This is a genomic window from Pseudoduganella rhizocola, from assembly GCF_045984285.3.
Classification (GTDB): domain Bacteria; phylum Pseudomonadota; class Gammaproteobacteria; order Burkholderiales; family Burkholderiaceae_D; genus Rugamonas.
Genome location: NZ_JBJQIK030000004.1, coordinates 459,706 through 483,963, shown reverse-complemented (window position 1 = coordinate 483,963; position 24,258 = coordinate 459,706). Strand labels below are relative to the sequence as shown.

Here is a 24,258-nt window from a genome sequence, read left to right as displayed (position 1 = left end):
ATCCTTTCAGTCCAGGCGATCAGGCGGCGATTGCCTGGGTTTCCGCTTCGATGGCGGCGTTGTCGGCCATTTCGATCAGGGCGCGCTTGTATTCGTTCGGGAACACTTTCACGAACTTGGCGCGCGCTTCGGCCCAGTTGTCCAGCAACAGGCGGGCGCGGGTGCTGCCCGTGTGCTTGAAGTGGCGTTCGATCAGGCGCTTCAGGATGGTTTCGTCCGCTTCCGGCGTGCCGTTGCGGTGCTGGGCGTGCCAGCTTGCCTTGTTCACATGCTGTTCCGACGCCGGCAGCACGCTTTCCAGGCTGACCATGGCCATATTGCATTTTTTCGCGAACTCGCCGTCCGGGTCGTAGACGTAGGCGATGCCGCCGCTCATGCCGGCCGCGAAGTTGCGGCCGGTGGCGCCCAGCACCACCACGGTGCCGCCGGTCATGTATTCGCAGCCGTGGTCGCCCAGGCCTTCGACGATGGCGGTGGCGCCGGAGTTACGCACGGCGAAGCGTTCGCCCGCCACGCCGTTGATGAAGGCTTCACCTGCGGTGGCGCCATACATGACGGTATTGCCGACGATGATGTTGTTCACGGCCCAGCCGCGGAACTCGGTGTTCGGGCGCACGATGATGCGGCCGCCGGACAGGCCCTTGCCCACATAGTCATTGCCTTCGCCCACCAGGTCGATGGTGATGCCGTGCGCCAGGAAGGCGCCGGCGGACTGGCCCGCCGTGCCCTGCAGCTGGATATGGATGGTGTCATCCGGCAAGCCTTCGTTACCGTAACGCAGCGCCACTTCGCCGGACAGCATGGCGCCGACCGTGCGGTTCAGGTTGCGCACCGGCGAGATGAAGGACACGCGCTCGCCTTTTTCCAGCGCAGCCTTGGCTTGCGTGATCAGCTTGTGGTCCAGCGCGCGCTCCAGGCCGTGTTCCTGCTCTTCGTTGTGGTAGATGGCCAGCGGCTTGTCGGTGACGGCCTGGTAGAAGATGCGGCTGAAGTCCAGGCCCTGCGCCTTCCAGTGCGTGATGGCTTTCGACTTGTCCAGCAGGTCGGAACGGCCGATCAGTTCGTCGTACGTGCGGATGCCCAGCTGGGCCATGATCTGGCGCGCTTCTTCGGCAACGAAGAAGAAGTAGTTCACCACATGCTCCGGCTTGCCCTGGAACTTGGCGCGCAGCACAGGGTCCTGGGTGGCGACGCCCACCGGGCAGGTGTTCAGGTGGCATTTGCGCATCATGATGCAGCCTTCCACCACCAGCGGCGCGGTGGCGAAGCCGATTTCGTCGGCGCCCAGCATGGCGGCGATGACCACGTCGCGGCCGGTACGCATCTGGCCGTCGGCCTGCACGCGGATACGGTTGCGCAGGCCGTTCAGCACCAGCGTCTGCTGGGTTTCGGCCAGGCCCAGTTCCCACGGCGTGCCGGCGTGCTTGACGGAGGACAGCGGCGAAGCACCGGTGCCGCCGTCGTGGCCTGCCACCACCACGTGGTCGGCTTTCGCTTTCGATACGCCCGCAGCCACGGTGCCGATACCCACTTCGGACACCAGCTTGACCGAGATCGATGCGCGCGGATTCACATTTTTCAGGTCGTGGATCAGCTGCGCCAGGTCTTCGATCGAGTAGATGTCGTGGTGCGGCGGCGGCGAAATCAGGCCCACGCCCGGCACCGAGAAGCGCAGCGTGGCGATGTACTCGGACACCTTGTGGCCCGGCAGTTGGCCGCCTTCGCCAGGCTTGGCGCCCTGCGCCATCTTGATCTGGATCTGGTCGGCGGAGCTCAGGTAGGCCGCGGTCACGCCAAAGCGGCCGGATGCCACCTGCTTGATTCGCGAACGCAGCGAGTCGCCGTCTTCCAGCGGAATATCGACAACCACCTGCTCCTTGCCGAGGATGGAGCCCATGGTCTCGCCCTTGCGGATAGGGATGCCTTTCAGCTCGTTCACATAGCGCGATGGGTCCTCGCCGCCTTCGCCGGTGTTCGACTTGCCACCGATACGGTTCATGGCAATGGCCAGCGTGGCGTGCGCTTCGGTCGAGATCGAGCCGAGCGACATGGCGCCGGTGGCGAAGCGCTTGACGATTTCTTTCGCCGGTTCCACTTCGTCCAGCGGAATGGCTTTCGCCGGATCGATCTTGAACTCGAACAGGCCGCGGAAAGTCAGGTGGCGCTTGCTCTGGTCATTGATGATCTGCGCGTACTCTTTATAGGTCGAGTAGTTGTTGGAGCGGGTGGAGTGCTGCAGCTTGGCAATCGCATCCGGCGTCCACAGGTGGTCTTCGCCGCGCACGCGGTAGGCGTATTCGCCGCCGGCATCCAGCTGGTCGGCCAGCACGGGATCGTTGCCGAAGGCGAGGTTATGCAGGCGCAGGCCTTCCTCGGCCACTTCGAACAGGCCGATGCCTTCCACGTTCGAGGCAGTGCCCTTGAAATACTTGTCCACCAGCGACTTGTTCAGGCCTACGGCCTCGAAGATCTGCGCGCCGCAGTAGGACATGTAGGTGGAGATGCCCATCTTGGACATCACCTTCATCAGGCCCTTGCCCACGCCCTTGGTGAAGTTGTAGATGGCTTCTTCGCCGGTGAGGTTGCCCGGCATGGAGTGCGCCAGGTCCATCAGCGTTTCCATGGCCAGGTAGGGGTGCACGGCTTCCGCGCCATAGCCTGCCAGCAGGGCGAAGTGGTGGGTTTCGCGGGCCGAGCCGGTTTCCACGACCAGGCCGGTGGAGGCGCGCAGGCCCTTGCTCACCAGGTGCTGGTGGATGGCGGAAGTTGCCAGCAGCGCAGGAATCGCCACGCGGTCCGGGCCGATCTGGCGGTCGGACACGATGAGGATGTTGTGGCCGGACTTGATCGCGTCCACGGCTTCCGCGCACAGCGAGGCCAGCGAGGCTTCCACGCCTTCCTTGCCCCAGGCCAGCGGATAGCAGATGTTCAGCTCATAGGACTTGAACTTGCCGCCGGTGTGCAGGCCGATATTGCGCAGGCGCTCCATGTCTTCGAAGGACAGCACGGGCTGCGACACTTCGAGGCGCATCGGCGGGTTGACGTTATTGGTGTCCAGCAGGTTCGGCTTCGGGCCGATGAAGGACACCAGCGACATCACCATCGCTTCGCGGATCGGGTCGATCGGCGGGTTCGTGACCTGGGCGAACAGCTGCTTGAAGTAGTGGTACAGCGGCTTGAGCTTGTTGGACATGACGGCCAGCGGCGAGTCATTGCCCATGGAGCCGGTGGCTTCTTCGCCCGCCGTGGCCATTGGCGCCAGCAGGAAGCGCAGGTCTTCCTGGGTGTAGCCGAAGGCCTGCTGGCGGTCCAGCAGGGAGGCCTGCTGTTTCTCGCCGGTGGCCGGGCCGTATTTCACGACGTTGTGCGCCTTCTGCGATTCGGACAGCTTGAGGCCGCCCAGCTTGATGCGCACGGCGTTGATCCAGGCTTTGTAGGGCTTGGCGTTGGCGTAGGTGTCCTTCAGTTCCTTGTCGTCGATGATGCGGCCGGCTTCCAGGTCGATCAGGAACATCTTGCCCGGCTGCAGGCGCCATTTCTGGATGATCTTCGATTCGGGAATCGGCAGCACGCCGGATTCCGACGCCATCACCACCAGGTCGTCGTCGGTGACGATGTAGCGGGCCGGACGCAGGCCATTGCGGTCCAGCGTGCCGCCGATGTAGCGGCCGTCGGTGAAGGCCATGGCGGCGGGGCCGTCCCATGGCTCCATCATCGCGGCGTGGTATTCGTAAAAGGCCTTGCGGTTCTCGTCCATCAGGGTGTGGTTTTCCCACGCCTCGGGGATCATCATCATCATGGCCTGGGCCAGCGGGTAGCCTGCCATCAGCAGCAGTTCCAGCGCGTTGTCGAAGCAGGCGGTGTCCGACTGGCCTTCGTAGATCAGCGGGAACAGCTTCTGCAGGTCTTCGCCCAGCACGGCGGACTTCATCACGCCTTCGCGGGCGCGCATCCAGTTGAAGTTGCCCTTCACGGTGTTGATCTCGCCGTTGTGCGCGATCAGGCGGTATGGGTGGGCCAGCGGCCATTCAGGGAAGGTGTTGGTCGAGAAACGCTGGTGCACCAGCGCCAGCGCGGAGACGCAGCGCGGGTCCTGCAGGTCGCGGTAGTACACGCCCACCTGGTCGGCCAGCAGCAGGCCCTTGTACACCACGGTACGGGCCGACATGGAGGGCACGAAGAATTCCTTGCCGTGCAGGAGTTTCAGCGCCTGGATGGCGTGGCCGGAGGATTTGCGGATCACGTAGAGTTTGCGTTCCAGCGCATCCGTCACCATGATGTCCGGGCCGCGGCCGATGAAGATCTGGCGGATCACCGGTTCCTTGTCGCGCACCAGGGGCGACATTGGCATTTCGGTATCGACCGGCACATTGCGCCAGCCCAGCACCACCTGGCCTTCGATGCGCACGGCGCGCTCGATTTCCTGTTCGCAGGCGATGCGCGAGGCGTTTTCCTTCGGCAGGAAGACCATGCCCACGCCGTATTCGCCGGGCGGAGGCAGCTCCACGCCCTGCTTGGCCATTTCGTCGCGGTAGAACTGGTCCGGAATCTGGATCAGGATGCCGGCGCCGTCGCCCATCAGCTTGTCCGCGCCCACGGCGCCCCGGTGATCCAGGTTCTTCAGGATCAGCAGGCCCTGCTCGATGATGGAATGGCTTTTATTGCCCTTGATGTGGGCGACGAAACCCACGCCGCAGGCGTCGTGTTCGTTGGCTGGGTCGTACAAACCTTGCGCGTTCATGCAAATTCTCCGGTGCTTTTCAGTGACGAAAATCCAGAGTAGTGCAACGCACAAGAAAACTCAACAGAAATAATTAGGGTCGGAGTCGCATTATTTTCCTCTTTGTCGCGCTAAAAATTAATTAGGGACACAGTCAAGCCTCGACCGCCTTTTTGAAGGGCCGGCCGCGTTTGGCGGGCAATACCTGACGCTTCGCCTTGTGCTCGAGGTCGCTTTTGAACTTGTCGCTGCCTAGCGGCCAGCCTTTGAGCACAGCCGCCTCGATGGTTTTGATGTCGGAACTGCCCAGGCCATAGGACGAAAGCTCTGTATAGGCTGCCTCGCGCTGGAAAGGTGTATTACCCAGCGCCCAATACAGGGCGTGGTCCGTCACCGCGCCATCGGACTTCTGCCCCACATGGTGGGCAAAGCTGGACCATGCGTAGTCGTCCGGCCGTCCGGCCAGCCCGGCGCGTACCGGCGCCAGCTCGATATAGCGGCTGCACAGCAGCAGGTAATTGGAGGCATCGATGACGGAGGTCTTGTAGCGCCCATGCCAGAGCGTGCCCGCGCGGCCGTATTTCTGGTTGTAGTAGGGAACGTAATAGCGGCCCAGGAGCTGCATCATGGTGGCAAGGCCGTCCTCATCGGCGGGCGTCACCAGCAGGTGCAGCTCGCCCGGCAGCAGCGCATAGGCATGCACCGCCACCTTGTATTGCTTCGCGGAGGAGCGTAGCCATCCGAGGAAGGCCTCGTAGTCAGCGCTGTCCTGGAAAAGGGCCAGGCCGTTCAGGCCGCGCTGGATCACGTAATGGGGCTGGAAAGGGACGACGAGGCGGGGCAGGCGGGCCATAAGAAGTGCAGACAGTAGTTCGAATACCGCGATACTAGCGCCTTTCGTCGACTCCGTCCCTAATTATTTTCCCGATGGCCAAACCGCCATCGACTCTGTCCCCTTTTACGGCTGAGCTTGCCTGTGACACCATGGGGTCAGGCACTCGCTGTCACTGACACAGGGGGCCTGACCCCAAGGTGTCAGGAGAGGTTGAAGCTGGCGGAGAGGCTGTAGCCTTCGCCGTAGGCGCTGCGCAGGGGGAGGTCCTGGCCGAGGCCGCTGCGGGCTTTCTTGCGCAGGCGGTAGACCAGCATGTCGACCCGGCGGCCGGCGTCAGGGTCGTCGCCGCCGATGCCGGCGACGATCACTTGCCGGGGGACGGGACGAGTGTTGATGGTGAGCAGGTGCAGGAAGTTGCACTCTTTTTCCGTCAGTGTGATGGCCTGGCCTTCCAGCTCCAGCTGGCGGGCCGACAGGCGCAGCGTCCACTTGTTCGGCAGCGGCTGCGGTTCCTGCGGACCGACGCGGCGGTCCAGCGCTTCGATGTGGGCAGCCAGCTCGGGGAATTTGATCGGCTTGGTCAGATAGTGGTCGGCGCCCAGGCGCAGGCCCATGATGCGGCTGTCGAAGTTGACGCGGCCGGTCAGCACCAACAGGCCGATCTGTGGATACAGCTGGCGCATGCGCGGAATGACGTTGATGCCGTCTTCATCCGGCAGGCCCAGGTCGAGCACGACAACGCCAACCTTGCCCTGGCTCAGGGCCGACCACATTTCACCAGCATTGTTGGTGGTATGGGTTTCGTGTCCCAGCTCAGACAGGAAGTCCGCCATCTCCTCGGCGTACTCCAGGTTGTCTTCCACGATCAGTATTTGCGTCATCGATGCGCCATTCTTACAGTTTTGTTAGGCAGCCATAGCTTGTGACTAACAATTATCAGGTGTCATTCAACCATACGCAAGGCTTATACCGGTAACGGCAGCCAAATCCGAAACTTCTTGCCGCTTTCCGGAATATTTTCCACACTTATCGTCCCGCCGTGTACCTCCACTACCGAGCGCGCCATGTACAGGCCCAGGCCCGATCCCGGGACGTTTGCCACAGCCGCGCCGCGGAAACCTTTGTCGAAAACCTTTGGTAGCTCGTCCGCCGGAATCTGCGGACCGAAGTCGGTCACGCTGAGCTCCACGCCGCCATCGGCCGCGCGGCGGCCGCAGAGGGTGATCGGCGTGCCGTCCGGCGAGTACTTGATAGCGTTGTCGACAAGGATGTCCAGGCAGAGGCGCAGGCCCTGCGGGTCGCAGCGCAGCCATTGCGGCAGGTTATCGATTTGCAGCATGACGGCGCCGCGGCGCAACCGCGCCTGCTCGGCAACGGTCTCCAGCAGGGCTTCCGGCGAGATTTCGTTCGGCTGGCGCTTGCGGCCGATGGCGGCCAGGCGCTCCGGCGTCAGGTATTCCTCGATCATGCCCAGCAGCCGTTCCACGGCGGTGGCGATCTTGCGGTAGCGCTTCTGGGTCGGCTCGTCGGCTTCGTCGCCCGTCATCTCCAGGCGCTGGATGGCGCCGTCGATCGTGGACAGCGGCGTGCGGAATTCATGGGAAATCATCGAGACGAAACGCTTCTGCTGCGCTTCCTGCTCGCGGCGTTCGCTGATGTCGCGTACGACGCCCACCAGGCGCAGGCTGCCGTCGTCGGCATACACCAGCGTGGATTCGATTTCGACCGGAATGGTGCCGCCACTGCGGCCTTCCAGCTCCGTTTCGCGGCGCAGGGTGCGCCGTGTTTCATCGCCGGCTTCAAAGCGGGCGATGCGCGCCGGCAAGTCGTGCATCAGCATGTCGGCCACCGCCTGCGATTTTTCCGGACCGTAGCCGAACTTGCGGCCGGCCGCGGGGCTGGTGTACAGCACCCGCGCGCTGGCGCAGTCGATCATCCAGTGGAGGTCGCTGCTGTAGTCGAGTATGAGGCGAAAGTCTTCGTTGGTCGGCGTCGGAAACATGGTTCAGTCCACAAGCGGCGCAAAGATCTGCTGCAGATCTTCCTGGGTGAGAGCCAGTTTCTGCGACTCGCCCTCGGCCAGCACGGATTGCGCCAGGTCGGACTTTTTCTGTTGCAGTAACTGAATCTTTTCCTCCAGTGTACCTTTTGCGATGAGCTTGTAGACAAAAACCGGCTTGTCCTGGCCGATACGCCACGCACGGTCGGTGGCCTGGTTCTCGGCCGCCGGGTTCCACCATGGGTCGTAGTGGATCACCGTATCGGCCGCCGTCAGGTTCAGGCCGACGCCGCCGGCCTTCAGGCTGATCAGGAATACGGGCACGGCGCCCTGCTGGAACGCCGCCACCTGCGCGCCCCGGTCGCGGGTTTCGCCGGTGAGGATGGCGTAAGGAATATTGCGTTCTTCCAGCTCTTCCTCGATCAGTTCCAGCATGGAGGTGAACTGCGAGAACACGAGGATCTTGCGGTTTTCTTCCAGCAGGTCTTCCAGCATCTGCATCAGGTCGGCCAGCTTGGCCGAGCCTGCCGCCTGCTGCTTGCGGGTGGACAGCGATTTGACCAGGCGCGGATCGCAGCACACCTGGCGCAGCTTGAGCAGCGCTTCCAGGATCACGATCTGGCTGCGCGCCACGCCCTTGCGGTCGATTTCCTCGCGCACTTTCTGGTCCATGGCGAGGCGCACGGTTTCGTACAGGTCGCGCTGCGGGCCGGTGAGTTCGACCTTGCGCACCATTTCCGTCTTGAGCGGCAGCTCTTTCGCCACGTTGTCCTTGGTCCGGCGCAGCAGGAAGGGCTTGATGCGGCGGTTCAGCAGCGAGCGGCGCGTCGGGTCGTCCTGCCGTTCGATCGGGTGGCGGAACTGGGAATTGAAGGTCTTCTCGTCGCCCAGCAGGCCGGGCAGCAGGAAGTGGAACTGCGACCACAGCTCGCCGAGGTGGTTTTCCAGCGGCGTGCCGGACAGGCAGAGGCGGTGCTTGGCGCGCAGCAGGCCCGCGCTTTGCGCCGCCTTGGAGCGGGTGTTCTTGATGTAGTGCGATTCGTCCAGGATCACCAGGTGGAAGTCGTGCTCGCGCAGCTTTTCCTCGTCGCGCGGCAGCAGGGCATAGGTGGTCAGCACCAGGTCCGCTTCCGGAATCTTGTCGAACAGCTCGGCGCGGTCCTTGCCCTGCAGCAGCAGCACCTTGAGGTCCGGCGCGAAGCGCGCGGCTTCCTCGCTCCAGTTGCCCATCAGGCTGGTCGGCGCGATGACGAGGGTCGGGTGCGTCATGCGGCCGGACTCTTTTTCCACCAGGATGTGGGCCAGGGTCTGCACCGTCTTGCCCAGGCCCATGTCGTCGGCCAGGATGCCGGCCAGGTTGTACTCGCGCAGGAACTGCATCCAGGACAGGCCTTCCGTCTGGTAGTCGCGCAGCGTGGCGCGCAGTCCAGCCGGAGTGGGCACTCGCTTCACGGACGAGAACTGGTTCAGGCGCCGGCCCATCTCGCGCAGTTCCTCACCGCCGCTCCAGATGAACTCGCCGGATTTTTCCAGCTCGTTCAGGCGGGCGGCGTCCAGCGTGGCCATGCGCACCGCATGGCGGATCTTGTCGTTGAAATACAACTCGCCCAGCGTGGCAAGGATGGGCTTCACGCGGTTCCAGGGCAGGGCAACACGGGTGCCGTCCGGCAGCGTGGCCAGCATCTGGTCTTCTTCGGCGTGGGCAGCCAGCGCTTTCGGGCCGAAATCGTTCGGCATATTGCGGATCATCTGTACCAGCACCGGCAGCAGCGGCACGCGCTCGCCAGCCACGGTGATGCCCAGCTCCAGCTCGAACCAGGCATTGCCGGTTTCCGGACCTTCTTCCTCGATCTCGGCGTACCAGTCTTCCAGCGCCACCATGTCGTAGCGGTATTTCGAGGTTTTCTCGACCTGCCAGCCGGCCTCGCGCAACTGCTCGATGCCGGTGTTGGCGAAGCGGATCCAGTCCGCCTGCCCGGCCAGCAGCAGGCCGCCGCGCACGCTGGACAGGGGCAGCGCCGTCGGCTTGCGGAAGCCGAGGTTCGTCAGCAGTTCCAGCGCAGCGGCTTCGGCCGCTTCGTCGCGCTGGATGATTTCGGTGACGTCGCCGCGCTGGCGCACCACGCGCTGCGAGGGATCGAAGGACACGCGCTCGCCATCGTAGTCGTAGGACAGCACGGCGTAGTCGTTCCAGCGCTGCATGGTGCCGTCCGCCAGCTGGGCGGAATCGAGCACGAGGATGGGGCGCGGCTTGACGTCGGTGCGCACGCGCTGCGGCAGCGCCTGCGGCAGCGGCATCAGGGCCTGCAGGCCGTGCGCCAGCAGCAGCTGCGACACACGCAGCTTATCGTTGGGCATCAGCAGCGGCGCCTGCGCCACCAGCGCCTGCAGGTCGGCCAGCGGAATATCGGCGCCGCCCTGGTTCAGGTTCAGCACGCCGCACGACAGGTTGTCGATGTACCACGGCGGGTCGGTCGGCAGCATGTAGTCGATCTGGTCGGCGCCGTGGTGCTTGGCGCCTTCGGGCGCGTCGACCTTCCAGCCCAGGCGCAGGCCCTTGCCTTCTTCGCGCCAGGCCAGGCTGGCCGTGCGCTCCTGGCCGGACTTCATCGGATAGACCAGGCCGTTGCCCACGTCGGCCCAGGAGTTCGCCCACAGCAGCTTGTCCTGCTGCGACAGCATCTGCAGCAGGGCGGCGCCGATCTTGCCGCGCGGTTCGGTGGCGCTGCCGGTCTGCGAGTTCGGGCCCGTGCGCATGGCCACGAAGAAGCGCACCAGGTCTTCGTCGCCCGGTTCCAGGAAGGCGGGCGGCGTGGACAGCAGGGAGAACACTTCGTTGACCGGGCTGGCCGCCGCCACGTCGCCGTTCGGCCGCAGCCTTGCCTTGTACAGGCACAGCGCCACATGCCGGCCGCCGCTGGTAGGGGCCAGCACATAGATCAGCCGGTAATTGGTTTGCTTGGGGTCGGGATCGACGGGGGTCAGCTTGGCTTTCGGATGCGCGGCGGCGTCCACCCGCTGCAGCCAGGTGGCCACGGCGTAGGGGAGCTGGCCCGGCGGCTGGGTAGCCGGTGCGGGAGCAGGGGCAGCAGGAGCTTCGCGGGTTTCGTCGCGGGTCAAATCCATTGGGCGCATTAATGTCCTGAACGATTCACAAACGGCAACACGCAATATTATCCGTCAACCGGCTTCCTGTGTTTGTGAAAGTTCTAACTTAGCGCGTGGAAATTTTGCACAAAGACTGGATAAAACCACAGGATTTAGTATGATTCCGGGCTTCTATATGTGGAAAAAAAGCTATGCTGCCTCCAATCGAACAACGTCTGGCCGTCGAACTGGCGGCAAAACCGGTCCAGGTGGCTGCCGCCATCGCCCTGCTGGACGAAGGCGCCACCGTCCCGTTCATCGCCCGCTACCGTAAAGAGGCGACCGGCGGCCTGGACGATATCCAGCTGCGCCTGCTGGAAGAACGCCTGCGCTACCTGCGCGAACTGGAAGACCGCCGCGCCGCCATCGTCGCCTCGATCACCGAGCAGGGCAAGATGACCCCCGAATTGCTGGACGCGGTCATGCATGCCGAGGACAAAACCAGGCTTGAAGACCTGTATCTTCCATACAAACAGAAGCGCCGCACCAAGGCGCAGATCGCCATCGAAGCCGGACTGGCGCCACTGGCCGAGGGCCTGCTGGCCGATCCGTCGCTGAATCCGGAAGAAGAAGCCGCCAAATACCTGCGCGAAGCCTTCACCACGCCGGACGGCAATAACCCGGGCGTGGCCGATGCCAAGGCGGCGCTGGACGGCGCGCGCCAGATCCTGATGGAGCGCTTCGCCGAGGACGCGACGCTGCTCCAGTCGCTGCGTGAATATGTGCAGGACCATGGCGTGGTCGATTCCAAGGTGGTGGAAGGCAAGCAGGAAGAAGGCGAGAAGTTCGCCGACTACTTCGATTACTCCGAGCCGCTGGCCGACATTCCTTCGCACCGCGCACTGGCGCTGATGCGCGGCCGCCGTGAAGGCATGCTGGACGTGACGCTGCGCCTCGATTCCGAAGAAGAGAAACCGAAATGGGATGCGCCGCATAATCCTTGCGAGAGCCGCATCGCGGCGCGCTTCGGCATCAAGTCCGCAGGCCGTCCGGCCGACAAGTGGCTCACCGATACCGTGCGCTGGACCTGGCGCGTGAAAAGCTTCATGCACCTGGAAACGGAGCTGATGGGCGCCCTGCGCGAGAAGGCGGAACTGGATGCCATCAATGTGTTCGCCACCAACCTGAAGGCGCTGCTGCTGGCGGCGCCGGCCGGTCCGCGCGCGACCATGGGCCTCGACCCGGGCCTGCGCACCGGGGTGAAAGTGGCCGTGGTGGATGCCACCGGCAAGGTGGTCGATACCGCCACCGTGTATCCGCACCAGCCGCGCAACGACTGGGAAGGCACGCTACATACGCTGGGCCAGCTGGCCGCGAAACATAATGTGTCGCTGGTCTCGATCGGCAACGGCACCGCTTCGCGCGAAACGGACAAACTGGCGCAGGACCTGATCAAGCGCCATCCTGAGCTGAAGCTGACCAAGATCGTGGTGTCCGAGGCCGGCGCTTCGGTGTATTCCGCGTCCGAGTTTGCATCGCGCGAACTGCCGGAGCTGGATGTGTCGCTGCGCGGCGCCGTGTCGATTGCGCGCCGCCTGCAGGATCCGCTGGCGGAGCTGGTGAAGATCGACCCGAAATCCATCGGCGTGGGCCAGTACCAGCACGATGTGTCGCAGACCCAGCTGGCGCGTACCCTGGACGCGGTGGTGGAGGATTGCGTGAACGCCGTCGGCGTGGATGTGAACACCGCATCGGCGCCGCTGCTGGCGCGCGTGTCCGGCCTGTCGGCCAGCGTGGCGCAGAGCATCGTGAGCTACCGCGACATGAAGGGCGCCTTTACTTCGCGTGCGGCGCTGAAATCGGTGCCGCGCCTGGGCGACAAGACCTTCGAACAGGCGGCCGGCTTCCTGCGCGTGATGAACGGCGAGAACCCGCTGGATGCGTCGGCGGTGCACCCGGAATCCTATCCGCTGGTGGAGAAGATCCTGGGCGATATCCAGAAGGACATCAAGGCCGTGATCGGCGCGACCTCGGTGCTGAAGACGCTGAATCCGTCGAAGTATGCGGACGAGCGTTTCGGCGTGCCGACTGTTACCGACATCATCAAGGAGCTGGAGAAGCCGGGGCGCGACCCGCGTCCTGAATTCACCACGGCCACCTTCAAGGAAGGCGTGGAGGAAATCAGCGACCTGCGCCCGGACATGATCCTGGAAGGCGTCGTTACCAACGTGGCGGCCTTCGGCGCCTTCGTCGATATCGGCGTGCACCAGGATGGGCTGGTGCATATCTCGGCGCTGTCGAATACCTTCGTCAAGGACCCGCATACGGTGGTGAAAGCCGGGCAGGTGGTGAAGGTGAAGGTGCTGGAGGTGGATCCGAAGCGCAAGCGCATTGCGCTGACGATGCGCCTGAACGACAGCGCGCCGGCCGCCGGTTCGCGCCCCGAACAGCGCGGCGACCGGAACGACCGCCGCGCCATGGGCCAGCAGCAGAAACAGCAGTCGCGCGAACCCGTGATGGCCGGCAGCATGGCCGCCGCCTTCGCCAAACTGCGCGGCTGAGTTCCGTCATTCCCGCGGAGGCGGACCGCCCCGCCTTCGCGGGGCGACGGTACGAGTGCCGTCGATTTCTTATAAAATGGCGGGATCTGACACTTTCCCCCATTTGAGGCAGCTATGAGCGACGTACAAACCTGGATCAAAGAAACCGTGAACAGCACCCCTGTCGTGCTGTTCATGAAAGGCACCGCGCAGTTTCCGCAATGCGGCTTCTCCGGCCGCGCCATCCAGATCCTGAAAGCCTGCGGCGTTGAGAACATCGCCACCGTCAATGTGCTGGACGATCCTGAAGTCCGCCAGGGCATCAAGGAATACTCGAACTGGCCGACCATTCCCCAGCTGTACGTGCGCGGCGAATTCATCGGCGGCTCGGACATCATGAGCGAAATGTACGAATCCGGTGAGCTGAAAACCCTGCTGAGCAATGGCTGACCGCCCGCAGCGGATTGTCATTGCCATCACCGGCGCTACCGGCGCCGTGTATGGCGTGCGTCTGCTGCAGCGCCTGCAACAATTTCCCGGCCTCGAGCGCCACCTGGTGGTGTCCGATGCCGCGGTCCTCACCCTGCACGAGGAAACCGGGCTGGCCCGGCGCGATGTGGAAGCGCTGGCCGACGTGGTCCACAAGGCGAACAATATCGGCGCCAGCATCGCCAGCGGCTCTTTCCAGACGGATGGAATGGTGATTGCGCCCTGCTCCATGAAAACCCTGGCATCGGTGGCGCATGGCCTGTCGGACAACCTGATTGCCCGGGCGGCGGACGTGGTGCTCAAGGAGCGCCGCAAGCTGATCCTGATGGTGCGGGAGACGCCGTTCAACCTGGCGCACCTGCGCAATATGACGGCCGTGACGGAAATGGGCGGTATTATTTTCCCGCCACTCCCCGGTTTTTACAGCAAACCGGCCACCATCGACGAGATGGTAGGCCACACGGTCGACCGCGTGCTCGATTTGCTGGGCTTGCCGCCGCTGGATGCGGCGCGGTGGGCGGGTCTGGGCGCCTGAAGCAGCACCCGGCGGTCGCTTTTCCGGCCCCGCTATGGGACCATTTCTGTTACTTCTGGTAATTCACGCGGACCAGCATGCGAATAAATTCGCGGGCAATCTGGCGATGATGCTCGTCCAAACGTTGCAGGTCGGCAATTAATTTCACATCGGCGGATTCGAAGCGGGACAGGCTGCCGCCCTGCTCGCCGCCCGACGCAACCGTTTCCGGGCCACCGAAACGTAACCATTCGGCAGGCACACCCAGCCATTGCGCGATCATGCGCAGTTTCTCTTGCGTAGGAATCGCCTCGCCTACCAGCCATTTTCGTGCGGCGTGCACGGTAATCGGGCGGCCCTCGAAGCGGATGTTAAATTCCCTGGCCAGCCGGGTCGGGCTGTCAGGCGAATAATGGGCGTTTTTCAAGGCTTGCTGTAGCCGCTGGCTAAAGCTTTCACGTTCATTTGAAGAATTCATAATTGCATAATTTCACGTCACAACATGAATGTCAGTCTCTGCCATGCTCAGACCAATTGTGACAATCGACAGTTTCAAATTAACATTCTACCGTGTCGGCACGCTCAAGGCGAGCGCGGCTATTACGTATTATCCAGCGGTCAATTATGTTAAACGCCAAAGGCATAGATAGCGAGCATTTTTGTTGTATTCAGAAACACAACAATTGATATTTATGCAATTTTAAAGGCAGCAGGAATCGCCCGGTGACAAGGTCGCCGTTGCGCAAAGGAATGGATACTGCCTGTCTGTTAAACCGCCTGGAACTGAATGATGCCGTTTGTATGTATGTTACGGCGCACGATACCGGCATACCACAGCCGGTGCAGGTGGGCCAGCGCTTCGCCGAGAGCGAAGCTGAGCTGGTGGGCGTCCAGCGGACGGCGGAACATCAGCGGCACGATATCGGCTGCCGTGCGCGGCTCGCTGCAGGCGGCCACCACTTCGGCCAGGCGGGCATCGTGATGGTCGCGCAGCTGCGCGATGCGGGTGTGCAAGCCGCGGAAGGGCCTGCCGTGGGAGGGTAGCACCAGCACATCGGCCGGCAGATGGGCAAAGCGCTCCAGCGAAGCCAGGTACTGGCCCAATGGATCGCCTTCCGGTTCGACGGCGAACACGGAGACATTGGTGGAAATGCGCGGCAGCACCATGTCGCCCGAAATCAGCACATTCAGCGCCGCGCAATACAGGGAAGCGTGCTCCGGCGAGTGGCCGTAGCCTGCGATCACTTGCCAGCGGTGCTCGCCGACCGCCACCAGCTGCCCGTCCTGCATGCGCAGGTAGGACGCTGGTACCGCCGGTACAAGGCTGGGGTAGTAGCTTTTACGGCTCTGCATTTTTTCCAGCATGTCCGGGTCGTTCAGGCCATGGCGCTGGAAATGCGGCAGGGCCGACGTGCCATCCACGCCGGGCAGCGCGGCCGACATCATGCGCGCGAAGCCGTATTCGCCGGCCGTGATCTGGAAGGACGCGTCCCAGCGCTTGCACAGGGCGTCGGCCATGCCGATATGGTCCGGATGGCAGTGGGTGGCCAGCACGCGGCGCAGCGGCAGGCCGTCCAGGCGGGTGGCGGCAACCTGCTCCCAGGCCGCCTGCGTATCAGACGTGGAGGCGCCGGTATCGACGACAGTCCATCCGTTGCCATCGCGCAACAACCACAGGTTGATATGGTCGAGGGCGAAGGGCAGCGGCATGCGCAGCCAGAAAATGCCCGGCAGCAGGTCCAGGCGCTCGCCGCTGGCGGGCACGGTGTCGCCGAATGGGTACTGGAGCTGTGATTCGAGGGCGTTCATGGCTACAATGCAGTTAACGTTACGTAAACGGAAAACACATTGTAAGCCATGCCGACCTATACCATCACCGAACTGGCGCGCGAGTTCGACATTACCGCCCGCGCCATCCGTTTTTATGAGGACCAGGGCATCCTCAGCCCTTCGCGCGAAGGTGCCGGCGGACGCAACCGCGTCTACACGCCGCGCGACCGCACGCGCCTGAAACTGACCCTGCGCGGCAAGCGCCTGGGCCTGTCGCTCTCGGAAATCAAGAGCCTGGTGGACATGTACGAGTCGCCGAAGGACACGGCGGCCCAGATGCACCGCTTCCTGGGCGTGCTGGCCCAGCACCGCGAAACGCTGGAACAGCAGCGGGAAGATATCGAAATGTCATTGTCGGAAATCGCCTCGCACGAGGAGGAATGCCGGCGCCTGCTGGCGGCCACCGGCGAGGCTGCGGCGGCGAAATAAGGCTGGCTGCGGGCGTGCGCCGCAGCGGCCCCTGCTTTACGTTTACGTTAACGTCACATCGGCGTATCATAACCGCTTCACTACCCCAACCAGAAGAATGAGGACGACATGCTCCATCTCCCAGGCCTGACTTTTGACCACGGCGAAGACATCGCCGCGCTGCGCGAAGCCGTGCAGCAGTTCGCCGCCGCGGAAATTGCGCCGCGCGCTGCCGAGATCGACCGCAGCGACCAGTTCCCGATGGACCTGTGGCGCAAGATGGGCGAGCTGGGCGTGCTCGGCATTACCGTGGGCGAGGAGTATGGCGGCGCGAATATGGGCTACCTGGCGCATATCGTGGCGATGGAAGAGATTTCGCGTGCTTCCGCTTCGGTGGGCCTGTCCTACGGCGCGCACTCCAACCTGTGCGTGAACCAGATCAAGCGCAACGGCTCCGAAGAGCAGAAGCGCAAATACCTGCCAAAGCTGATTTCCGGCGAACACGTGGGCGCGCTGGCCATGTCCGAGCCGAACGCCGGTTCCGACGTGGTGAGCATGAAGCTGCGCGCCGACTTCAAGGGCGACCGCTTCGTGCTGAACGGCACCAAGATGTGGATCACCAACGGTCCGGATGCCGATACCCTGGTGGTCTATGCGAAGACCGACCTGGAAGCCGGTCCGCGCGGCATGACGGCCTTCCTGATCGAGAAGGGCTTCAAGGGCTTCTCCATTGCGCAGAAGCTGGACAAGCTGGGCATGCGCGGCTCCCATACGGGCGAGCTGGTGTTCGAAAACTGCGAAGTGCCGGTGGAGAATGTGCTGGGCGGCGAAGGCAAGGGCGTGAACGTGCTGATGTCCGGCCTGGACTTCGAGCGCACCGTGCTGTCGGGCGGTCCGCTGGGCATCATGCAGGCTTGCATGGACGTGGTGGTGCCGTATATCCACGACCGCAAGCAGTTCGGCCAGCCGATCGGCGAGTTCCAGCTGATGCAAGGCAAGATCGCGGATATGTATTCCACCATGATGGCCTGCAAGGCTTATGTCTACGCCGTGGGCCAGGCCTGCGACCGCGCCACGACGCCGGAACAGGTGCGGGCGCTGCGCAAGGATGCGGCCGGCGCTATTCTGTATAGTGCGGAGAAGGCGACGTGGATGGCGGGCGAAGCGATCCAGACGCTGGGCGGCAATGGCTATATCAACGAATACCCGGTGGGCCGCCTGTGGCGCGACGCCAAGCTGTACGAGATTGGCGCGGGCACCAGCGAGATCCGCCGCATGCTGATCGGCCGCGAACTGTTCGCCGAAACTAAATAAGCGTCGCTCCCGCGCAGGCGGGAGCCCAGGGGCGTGCGGCACACTCCTGGGTTCCGCATCGGCGGACCGCCGCCTTCGCGGGAATGACAAATAAGTAGGGTGCCATGATCCAGGCTGCGTTTCCGAAACTGCTGTCGTCACAGATCGCGTTCGATATCGCGCGGACGGTGCGCGAGGGTTTCGACAAGCACTACCGCCTGTTCCGGCTGGTCAGCCAGCAGGCGAAGCAGCTGTTCGAGCTCGGCGACTGGGTCATGGCGCAGCAGCAGGCGCGCGAACGCATCGATTTCTATGACCGCCGCGTGCAGGAATGCGTGCAGCTGCTGGAGGATGAGTACGAGCCCTCAGAGCTGAGCGACGAGGTCTGGCGCGAGTGCAAGCTGCACTATATCGGCATGCTGTCCGGCCATAAGCAGCCGGAGCTGGCCGAGACTTTCTTCAATTCGGTATGTTGCAATATCCTGCACCGCAGCTACTTTCACAACGAATTCATTTTTGTGCGGCCAGTGGTGTCCACCGAGTACATCGAAACCGAGGAACTGGCGCCGACTTACCGCGTCTACTATCCCGCAGCCGATGGCATGCACTTCACGCTGAAGCGCATCGTCACCAATTTCCAGCTGAATGCGCGCTTCGCCAACCTCACGCGCGATATCGAACAGGTGGAGCAGCGCGTCAACGCCTTCTTCGGCGAGGAGCTGGCGCCGAATGCGCAGTTCCAGGTGCTGTCCAGCCTCTTCTTCCGCAACAAGGGCGCGTATATCGTGGGGAAGGCGGTGTCCGGCGACCAGGAACTGCCTTTCGTGATTCCCATCCTGCATAACCGGCATCACGAACTGGTGCTCGATACGGTGCTGCTGGAAACGCGGCAGGTCGAGATCCTGTTCTCCTTCACGCGCGCCTACTTCCTCGTCGATATGGAAGTGCCCTCGGCCTATGTGCAGTTCCTGCGCACCCTGCTGCCGCGCAAGCCGCGCAGCGAGATCTATACGATCCTGGGCCTGCAGAAACAGGGCAAGACGCTGTTCTACCGCGATTACCTGCAGCACCTGAAGCATTCCTCGGACCTGTTCGAGATTGCGCCCGGCATCCGCGGCATGGTGATGCTGGTGTTTGCGCTGCCGTCCTTCCCTTATGTGTTCAAGGTGATCAAGGACTGGTATCCGCCGCCGAAGGAAACCACGCGCGCGCAGATCAAGGAGAAGTACCTGCTGGTGAAGCACCACGACCGCGTGGGCCGCATGGCCGATACGCTGGAATATTCGAACGTGGCCTTCCCCCGTGCGCGTTTCTCCGAGGAGCTGGTGGCGGAGCTGAAGCAGTTCGCCCCCTCCATGCTGGAAGAGGACGGCGACCAGCTCGTGATCCGCCACCTGTATATCGAACGGCGCATGACGCCGCTGAATATCTGGCTGTCGCAGGCCGACGATGCAGGTATTGAAACCGGCATCTTTGAATACGGCAATGCGATCAGGGAGCTGGTGGCCGCCAATATCTTCCCTGGCGATATGCTGTACAAGAACTTCGGCGTGACGCGTCACGGCCGTGTCGTTTTTTACGATTACGATGAGATCGAATATCTCAGCGACTGCCAGTTCCGCGCGATCCCGGCGCCGCGCAATGAGGAGGACGAGATGTCCGCCGAACCGTGGTACCCGATCGGCAAGCACGATGTCTTCCCCGAGCAGTTCGGCAGATTCCTGCTGGGGAACGACAAGATCAGGAAGTATTTCATGAAACATCACGCCGAGCTGCTGACGCAGCAATGGTGGCAGGCGCGCAAGGAAAGCATCCAGCGCGGCGTGATCGAAGACGTTTTCCCGTATCCCCAGCGGATACGGTTTTCCTGCCAATATGCAGCATCCCCGGCGCCTATGGCGCCATCCTTACCGGAGACTATCAAATGAACGATCCTATCGTTATCGTCGGCGCAGCACGCACCCCGATGGGCGCCTTCCAGGGCGATTTTTCCAGCCTCAGCGCCAACGACCTTGGCGCCGTGGCGATCAAGGCCGCGGTTGAACGCGCGGGCATCGCGGCGGATGCCGTGGAACACGTCTACTTCGGCAACTGCCTGATGGCCGGCCAGGGCCAGGCTCCGGCACGCCAGGCGCTGCTGAAGGCCGGCCTGCCGACTTCCACCGGCGCCGTGACCTTGTCGAAGATGTGCGGTTCGGCGATGCAGGCGGCCATCTTTGCGCACGATGCGCTGGCTGCGGGCAGCGCCGAGGTGGTGGTGGCGGGCGGCATGGAGTCCATGACCAACGCGCCTTACCTGATTCCGAAAGCGCGCGGCGGCTACCGCATCGGCCACGCCATGATGTTCGACCACATGATGCTGGACGGCCTGGAAGATGCCTACTCGCGCGACGAGAAAACCGGCGGCGGCCGTTCCATGGGCACCTTCGCGGAGGAATGCGCAAGCCAGTTCAAGTTCACGCGCGAGGCGCAGGATGCCTTCGCCATCGAATCCGTGAAGCGCGCGCAGGCCGCCGCGGCCGATGGCAGCTTTGACTGGGAAATCGCGCCCGTTACCGTTTCCGGCCGCGCCGGCGATGTGGTGATCGGCAAGGACGAAGGCCCGGGCAAGGCCAAGCTGGAAAAGATCCCTTCGCTGAAGCCGGCCTTCAAGAAGGACGGCACGATTACCGCCGCCTCCTCTTCCTCCATCAACGACGGCGCAGCGGCGCTGGTGATGATGCGCGAATCGACTGCGAAGAAGCTGGGCGCTCCCGTGATTGCACGCGTGGTCGGCCACGCCACCAATGCGCTGGCGCCGGCGCAGTTCACCACCGCGCCGGTGGGCGCCATCCAGAAGTTGTTCGCGAAGAACGGCTGGAAGGCGGCCGACGTGGACCTGTTCGAAATCAACGAAGCCTTCGCTGCCGTGCCGATGGCGGCGATGCATGAGCTGGATATCCCGCACAGCAAGGTCAATGTGCACGGCGGCGCCTGCGCGCTGGGCCACCCGATCGGCGCCTCCGGCGCGCGCATCATCGTGACCCTGATCGGCGCGCTGAAAAAACGCGGCGCCAAGCGCGGCGTGGCGGCCCTGTGCATCGGCGGCGGCGAAGCCACCGCAGTCGGCATCGAGCTGGTGTAAGCATGCCGACCGCACTCGTCATCGGCGCTTCGCGCGGCATAGGGCATGAGCTGGTGCAGCAGTACCTGCAGTCGGGCTGGCGCGTGATCGCCACCGCCCGCAAGGTGGCGGACTGCGACGCCCTGCTCGACATCGGCGCGGAAGCGCACACGCTGGACGTGACCAATGTGGAAGCGGTGGCCGCGCTGGGCTGGAAGCTGGATGGCGAGCGGCTGGATGTGGCCATCCTGAACGCGGGCGTGTACGGCCCGCGCCAGGACGGCTTCCCGATGCAGACGGACTTCGACCAGGTCATGCACACCAATGTGCTGGCGGCGATGCGCCTGCTGCCGATGCTGGGCCCGCTGGTCTGCGCGGCACGCGGCAAGCTGGCGGTGCTGTCTTCGCGCATGGGCTCGCTGAGCGAGCGCGGCAATCCAAGCGGTTCGCTGTACCGCGCCAGCAAGGCCGCGCTGAACTCTGTGCTGATCGATGCGGCGCTGACCTTCGGCAGCAAGGGCGCGACCTGCGTGGCCCTGCATCCGGGCTGGGTGCGCACGGCGATGGGCGGCGCGGGCGCCGACCTGTCGGTGGAAGAAAGCGCCGCCGGCATCCGCAAGACGCTGGCCGAGCTGCCCGCCACCGAAAAAGCCCAGTTCCGCAACTACGACGGCACCCCCATCGCCTGGTAACAAACAGCACCTGACACCATGGGGTCAGGCCCCCTTTGTCAGGAACTGAGGTATAGCAACAGATGAGTCTGCAACCTGACACACGGTGCCTGACCCCAGGGTGTCAGGGTTTGAGAATAGAGAGAGACAATGATTTTAAGTGAAGAACATCAGATGATCCGCGACGCGCTGCGCAGCTATGCGCAGGAGCGGATTGCGCCGAACGCGGCGCGCTGGGATAAGGAGCACTATTTTCCACAGGCGGAGCTGAAGGAACTCGCGGCCCTCGGCGCTTTCGGCGTCGCGGTGCCGGAGGAGTTCGGCGGCGCGGGCCTCGATTATGTGTCGCTGGCACTCGTGCTGGAGGAGATCGCGGCCGGCGATGGCGGCACTTCGACCATCATCTCCGTCAATAACTGCCCGGTGTGCAGCATCGCCATGATGTATGCGAATGCACAGCAGAAGGAGCAGTGGCTGCGCCCGCTCGCGCAGGGTGAGATGCTGGGCGCTTTCTGCCTGACCGAGCCGCATACCGGCAGCGATGCCGCCGCGCTGCGCACCACCGCGACCCGCGATGGCGACCACTATGTGATCAACGGCGTGAAGCAGTTCATCACCTCCGGCAAATATGCCGACGTCGCCATCGTGATGGCGGTGACTGACAAGGCCGCCGGCAAGAAGGGCATCAGCGCCTTCTGGGTGCCGACTTCCACGCCGGGCTATATCGTGGCGGGCCTGGAGCAGAAGATGGGCCAGCATTCCTCCGATACCGCGCAGATCCTGTTCGAGAACTGCCGCATTCCGGCCGCGAACCTGATCGGCGAAGAGGGCATGGGCTACAAGATCGCGCTGTCCGGACTGGAAGGCGGCCGCATCGGCATCGCTTCGCAGGCGGTGGGCATGGCGCGCGCGGCCTTCGAGGCGGCGCTGAAGTATGCGCAGGAGCGCGAGAGCTTCGGCCAGCCTATCTTCAATCACCAGGCCGTGCAGTTCCGCCTGTCGGAGATGGCGACGCAGATCGAGGCGGCGCGCCAGCTGATCTGGCACGCGGCGGCGATGAAGGATGCAGGCCTGCCTTGCCTGAAGGAGGCGGCAATGGCGAAGCTGTTCGCTTCCGAAATGGCGGAACGGGTGTGCTCGGATGCGATCCAGGTGCACGGCGGCTACGGCTATGTGTCGGACTTCCCGGTGGAGCGCATCTACCGCGATGTCCGGGTTTGCCAGATCTACGAAGGCACCAGCGATATCCAGAAGCTGCTGATCGCGAGGGCGCTTTAATGTTGTCCTGCAATTTGTCCCGAAGTTGTATCTATTTGTCCGCATTATGCGGGCTTTGTGCTTTTTTCGTCCTTGCTCTTATACAATAGACACCGAAGGAGAACGCGCAATGTATCAAGTGATGCTGGTGGAAGATGATGCCCGCCTGGCCGACCTGGTCACGGAGTATCTCGCAGGATATGAGTTCAAGGTGGAGGTCGTCAGCCGCGGTGACGAGGCCGTCGCCCGCTTCAAGGCGACGCCGCCTGATATCGTGGTGCTGGACCTGATGCTGCCGGGCCTCGACGGCATGGTGGTGTGCCGCCAGCTGCGCGATATCAGCGAAGTGCCTATCCTCATCATGACGGCGCGCGAGGATTCGTATGACGAAGTCTCGCTGCTGGAACAGGGCGCGGACGATTTCATCAACAAGCCGGTGCAGCCGCGCGTGCTGCTGGCCCGCCTGCGCGCGCTGCTGCGCCGTGCGCAGAACAAGCAGCCCAGCGATATGCTGGTGTTCGGCAACCTGGCCATCGCCACCAGCGACCGCACCGTGACCTGGCGCGGCGAGCCCTGCGTGCTGAGCAATACGGAATACAAGCTGCTGCTGGTGCTGGCGGAGTCGGCCGGCACCGTGCTGTCGCGCGACGCCTTGCTGAAGAAGATGCGCGGCATCGAATTCGACGGCCTGGACCGTTCGATCGATAACAGCATTTCCAAGCTGCGCCGCAAGTTCGACGACGCCGAGTCGGAGAAAATCAAGACGGTGTGGGGCGAGGGCTACCTGTTCTCGCCGTCGGCCTGGGGCTGAGCCCTTATTCGATCACCGGCGCAATCGCGACCGGCGATTGCTGGCTGATGACCTGAACCTTCTCAGGCCAGTCCGCAAAGCGGTACACCATTACCCGGAAGTCCTTGTTCGTTTCGCCATCGAAGGCCGCGCCTTCGTTCGGCGCCAGGCTCGATTCGCGGTCCGGATCGCGCACGCGCACCACCGCATCGCTGCGCTTGCTGAACGCGAAGCGGATGCCGGCGCAGCGCTTGAGGTTGTAGCCGGCATCCGTGTAGCGCATGTACTGCAGCGCCTGGTCGCAGGCGGCGCGCAGGTCGGCCGCTTCATAGACGCCGTCCAGGCGCGGAATGATGGACAGGCGCGGCTGGAAACTGAACTGGCTGATCTTGCGGTTCAGCACCAGCATGGCGTTTTCGTCGTAGGCCGCTTTCAGCAGCGGGAAGGTGGTGCGGCCGGTGGCGTCGAGCGGAAGGCTGAGCTGCGTGGTCTTGCCGCTCAGCGTCAGGCGCAAGCCGTCCAGCGAGGCGCCGCCGTCGCGCGGCGTGACCTGGTAGTGGTTCTGCAGGAAGTTCTTGGCCTTGCCGTACTTGGCGAACAGCACCATGCTGCGGTAGGCATCGCGATAGCTGACCCAACCCGCTTCCTGGGCCTGGACGGCGCAGGCGTGCACGGACAGGCCAAAGCCCAGCAGCACGGAGAGTTGTCGGATCGTCGGCATG

The 24,258-nt window shown here is 63.5% G+C and carries 18 protein-coding genes; 10 read left to right on the top strand and 8 right to left on the bottom strand.

The features are described from left to right. Nucleotides 1-19: 19 nt before the first annotated feature. The 5 genes from ACJRPG_RS12590 to ACJRPG_RS12570 form a co-directional block, all read right to left on the bottom strand. Nucleotides 20-4,741, bottom strand: a complete 4,722-nt coding sequence (locus ACJRPG_RS12590) for a glutamate synthase-related protein (RefSeq protein ID WP_408000428.1) — start codon at nucleotides 4,739-4,741, stop codon at nucleotides 20-22. Nucleotides 4,742-4,874: 133 nt separating this feature from the next. Further along, nucleotides 4,875-5,573, bottom strand: coding sequence for a transposase (locus ACJRPG_RS12585; RefSeq protein ID WP_408000427.1), 699 nt, complete (start codon nucleotides 5,571-5,573; stop codon nucleotides 4,875-4,877). A 182-nt stretch (nucleotides 5,574-5,755) separates the two neighbouring features. Beyond that, nucleotides 5,756-6,436, bottom strand: coding sequence for a response regulator transcription factor (locus tag ACJRPG_RS12580; RefSeq protein ID WP_408000426.1), 681 nt, complete (start codon nucleotides 6,434-6,436; stop codon nucleotides 5,756-5,758). 83 nt (nucleotides 6,437-6,519) lie between these two features. Continuing rightward, the gene (locus ACJRPG_RS12575; protein WP_408000425.1) at nucleotides 6,520-7,557 is read right to left on the bottom strand and encodes a PAS domain-containing sensor histidine kinase; all 1,038 of its coding nucleotides are present in this window, start codon (nucleotides 7,555-7,557) and stop codon (nucleotides 6,520-6,522) included. Between the two features lie 3 nt (nucleotides 7,558-7,560). Continuing rightward, nucleotides 7,561-10,680, bottom strand: coding sequence for a DEAD/DEAH box helicase (locus ACJRPG_RS12570; RefSeq protein ID WP_408000424.1), 3,120 nt, complete (start codon nucleotides 10,678-10,680; stop codon nucleotides 7,561-7,563). A 173-nt stretch (nucleotides 10,681-10,853) separates the two neighbouring features. Between ACJRPG_RS12570 and ACJRPG_RS12565 the strand changes: the two genes are divergently transcribed. The 3 genes from ACJRPG_RS12565 to ACJRPG_RS12555 all read left to right on the top strand — a co-directional run bounded on the left by ACJRPG_RS12565 (nucleotide 10,854) and on the right by ACJRPG_RS12555 (nucleotide 14,205). Then, nucleotides 10,854-13,202 carry a Tex family protein gene (locus tag ACJRPG_RS12565; protein ID WP_408000423.1) on the top strand — a complete coding sequence of 783 codons (2,349 nt, stop codon included), beginning with the start codon at nucleotides 10,854-10,856 and terminating at the stop codon, nucleotides 13,200-13,202. A gap of 114 nt (nucleotides 13,203-13,316) precedes the next feature. Next, on the top strand, nucleotides 13,317-13,631 hold the full coding sequence (gene grxD / locus ACJRPG_RS12560; RefSeq protein ID WP_408000422.1) for a Grx4 family monothiol glutaredoxin: 315 nt from the start codon (nucleotides 13,317-13,319) through the stop codon (nucleotides 13,629-13,631). Beyond that, nucleotides 13,624-14,205 (top strand): UbiX family flavin prenyltransferase, encoded by a 582-nt coding sequence (locus ACJRPG_RS12555; protein WP_408000421.1) that lies wholly within the window; start codon nucleotides 13,624-13,626, stop codon nucleotides 14,203-14,205. Before grxD ends, ACJRPG_RS12555 begins: the two co-directional genes overlap by 8 nt. A 49-nt stretch (nucleotides 14,206-14,254) precedes the next feature. Here the strand turns inward: ACJRPG_RS12555 and ACJRPG_RS12550 are convergent, their stop codons facing one another. Both ACJRPG_RS12550 and ACJRPG_RS12545 read right to left on the bottom strand, forming a co-directional pair. Continuing rightward, on the bottom strand, nucleotides 14,255-14,662 hold the full coding sequence (locus tag ACJRPG_RS12550) for a hypothetical protein (protein WP_408000420.1): 408 nt from the start codon (nucleotides 14,660-14,662) through the stop codon (nucleotides 14,255-14,257). 290 nt (nucleotides 14,663-14,952) lie between these two features. After that, on the bottom strand, nucleotides 14,953-15,993 hold the full coding sequence (locus tag ACJRPG_RS12545; protein WP_408000419.1) for an MBL fold metallo-hydrolase: 1,041 nt from the start codon (nucleotides 15,991-15,993) through the stop codon (nucleotides 14,953-14,955). A gap of 48 nt (nucleotides 15,994-16,041) precedes the next feature. On the opposite strand from ACJRPG_RS12545, the gene ACJRPG_RS12540 reads away from it, so the two are divergent. The 7 genes from ACJRPG_RS12540 (at nucleotide 16,042) to ACJRPG_RS12510 (ending at nucleotide 23,557) form a co-directional block, all read left to right on the top strand. Next, nucleotides 16,042-16,443, top strand: coding sequence for a MerR family transcriptional regulator (locus ACJRPG_RS12540; RefSeq protein ID WP_408000418.1), 402 nt, complete (start codon nucleotides 16,042-16,044; stop codon nucleotides 16,441-16,443). A 108-nt stretch (nucleotides 16,444-16,551) separates the two neighbouring features. Continuing rightward, nucleotides 16,552-17,736, top strand: coding sequence for an isovaleryl-CoA dehydrogenase (locus ACJRPG_RS12535; protein WP_408000417.1), 1,185 nt, complete (start codon nucleotides 16,552-16,554; stop codon nucleotides 17,734-17,736). A 104-nt stretch (nucleotides 17,737-17,840) separates the two neighbouring features. After that, the gene (aceK, locus tag ACJRPG_RS12530; protein WP_408000416.1) at nucleotides 17,841-19,643 is read left to right on the top strand and encodes a bifunctional isocitrate dehydrogenase kinase/phosphatase; all 1,803 of its coding nucleotides are present in this window, start codon (nucleotides 17,841-17,843) and stop codon (nucleotides 19,641-19,643) included. After that, on the top strand, nucleotides 19,640-20,839 hold the full coding sequence (locus tag ACJRPG_RS12525; protein WP_408000415.1) for an acetyl-CoA C-acyltransferase: 1,200 nt from the start codon (nucleotides 19,640-19,642) through the stop codon (nucleotides 20,837-20,839). The genes aceK and ACJRPG_RS12525 overlap by 4 nt, the downstream gene beginning before the upstream one ends. Nucleotides 20,840-20,841: 2 nt before the next feature. Next, the gene (locus ACJRPG_RS12520) at nucleotides 20,842-21,510 is read left to right on the top strand and encodes an SDR family oxidoreductase (RefSeq protein ID WP_408000414.1); all 669 of its coding nucleotides are present in this window, start codon (nucleotides 20,842-20,844) and stop codon (nucleotides 21,508-21,510) included. Nucleotides 21,511-21,639: 129 nt separating this feature from the next. Beyond that, complete coding sequence (locus ACJRPG_RS12515) at nucleotides 21,640-22,767, top strand: acyl-CoA dehydrogenase family protein (protein WP_408000413.1); 1,128 nt, start codon at nucleotides 21,640-21,642, stop codon at nucleotides 22,765-22,767. Nucleotides 22,768-22,876: 109 nt separating this feature from the next. Continuing rightward, nucleotides 22,877-23,557, top strand: a complete 681-nt coding sequence (locus ACJRPG_RS12510; protein ID WP_408000412.1) for a response regulator — start codon at nucleotides 22,877-22,879, stop codon at nucleotides 23,555-23,557. 4 nt (nucleotides 23,558-23,561) lie between these two features. On the opposite strand, the gene ACJRPG_RS12505 is transcribed toward ACJRPG_RS12510, so the two are convergent. Further along, on the bottom strand, nucleotides 23,562-24,257 hold the full coding sequence (locus ACJRPG_RS12505) for a hypothetical protein (RefSeq protein ID WP_408000411.1): 696 nt from the start codon (nucleotides 24,255-24,257) through the stop codon (nucleotides 23,562-23,564). Nucleotide 24,258 lies beyond the last annotated feature (1 nt).

What these genes read in the sequence shown, in the direction of transcription:
- ACJRPG_RS12590 (WP_408000428.1), bottom strand. Translation starts at nt 4,741, where the DNA reads ATGAACGCGCAAGGTTTGTACGACCCAGCCAACGAACACGACGCCTGC.
- ACJRPG_RS12585 (WP_408000427.1), bottom strand. Translation starts at nt 5,573, where the DNA reads ATGGCCCGCCTGCCCCGCCTCGTCGTCCCTTTCCAGCCCCATTACGTG.
- ACJRPG_RS12580 (WP_408000426.1), bottom strand. Translation starts at nt 6,436, where the DNA reads ATGACGCAAATACTGATCGTGGAAGACAACCTGGAGTACGCCGAGGAG.
- ACJRPG_RS12575 (WP_408000425.1), bottom strand. Translation starts at nt 7,557, where the DNA reads ATGTTTCCGACGCCGACCAACGAAGACTTTCGCCTCATACTCGACTAC.
- ACJRPG_RS12570 (WP_408000424.1), bottom strand. Translation starts at nt 10,680, where the DNA reads ATGGATTTGACCCGCGACGAAACCCGCGAAGCTCCTGCTGCCCCTGCT.
- ACJRPG_RS12565 (WP_408000423.1), top strand. Translation starts at nt 10,854, where the DNA reads ATGCTGCCTCCAATCGAACAACGTCTGGCCGTCGAACTGGCGGCAAAA.
- grxD (WP_408000422.1), top strand. Translation starts at nt 13,317, where the DNA reads ATGAGCGACGTACAAACCTGGATCAAAGAAACCGTGAACAGCACCCCT.
- ACJRPG_RS12555 (WP_408000421.1), top strand. Translation starts at nt 13,624, where the DNA reads ATGGCTGACCGCCCGCAGCGGATTGTCATTGCCATCACCGGCGCTACC.
- ACJRPG_RS12550 (WP_408000420.1), bottom strand. Translation starts at nt 14,662, where the DNA reads ATGAATTCTTCAAATGAACGTGAAAGCTTTAGCCAGCGGCTACAGCAA.
- ACJRPG_RS12545 (WP_408000419.1), bottom strand. Translation starts at nt 15,993, where the DNA reads ATGAACGCCCTCGAATCACAGCTCCAGTACCCATTCGGCGACACCGTG.
- ACJRPG_RS12540 (WP_408000418.1), top strand. Translation starts at nt 16,042, where the DNA reads ATGCCGACCTATACCATCACCGAACTGGCGCGCGAGTTCGACATTACC.
- ACJRPG_RS12535 (WP_408000417.1), top strand. Translation starts at nt 16,552, where the DNA reads ATGCTCCATCTCCCAGGCCTGACTTTTGACCACGGCGAAGACATCGCC.
- aceK (WP_408000416.1), top strand. Translation starts at nt 17,841, where the DNA reads ATGATCCAGGCTGCGTTTCCGAAACTGCTGTCGTCACAGATCGCGTTC.
- ACJRPG_RS12525 (WP_408000415.1), top strand. Translation starts at nt 19,640, where the DNA reads ATGAACGATCCTATCGTTATCGTCGGCGCAGCACGCACCCCGATGGGC.
- ACJRPG_RS12520 (WP_408000414.1), top strand. Translation starts at nt 20,842, where the DNA reads ATGCCGACCGCACTCGTCATCGGCGCTTCGCGCGGCATAGGGCATGAG.
- ACJRPG_RS12515 (WP_408000413.1), top strand. Translation starts at nt 21,640, where the DNA reads ATGATTTTAAGTGAAGAACATCAGATGATCCGCGACGCGCTGCGCAGC.
- ACJRPG_RS12510 (WP_408000412.1), top strand. Translation starts at nt 22,877, where the DNA reads ATGTATCAAGTGATGCTGGTGGAAGATGATGCCCGCCTGGCCGACCTG.
- ACJRPG_RS12505 (WP_408000411.1), bottom strand. Translation starts at nt 24,257, where the DNA reads ATGCCGACGATCCGACAACTCTCCGTGCTGCTGGGCTTTGGCCTGTCC.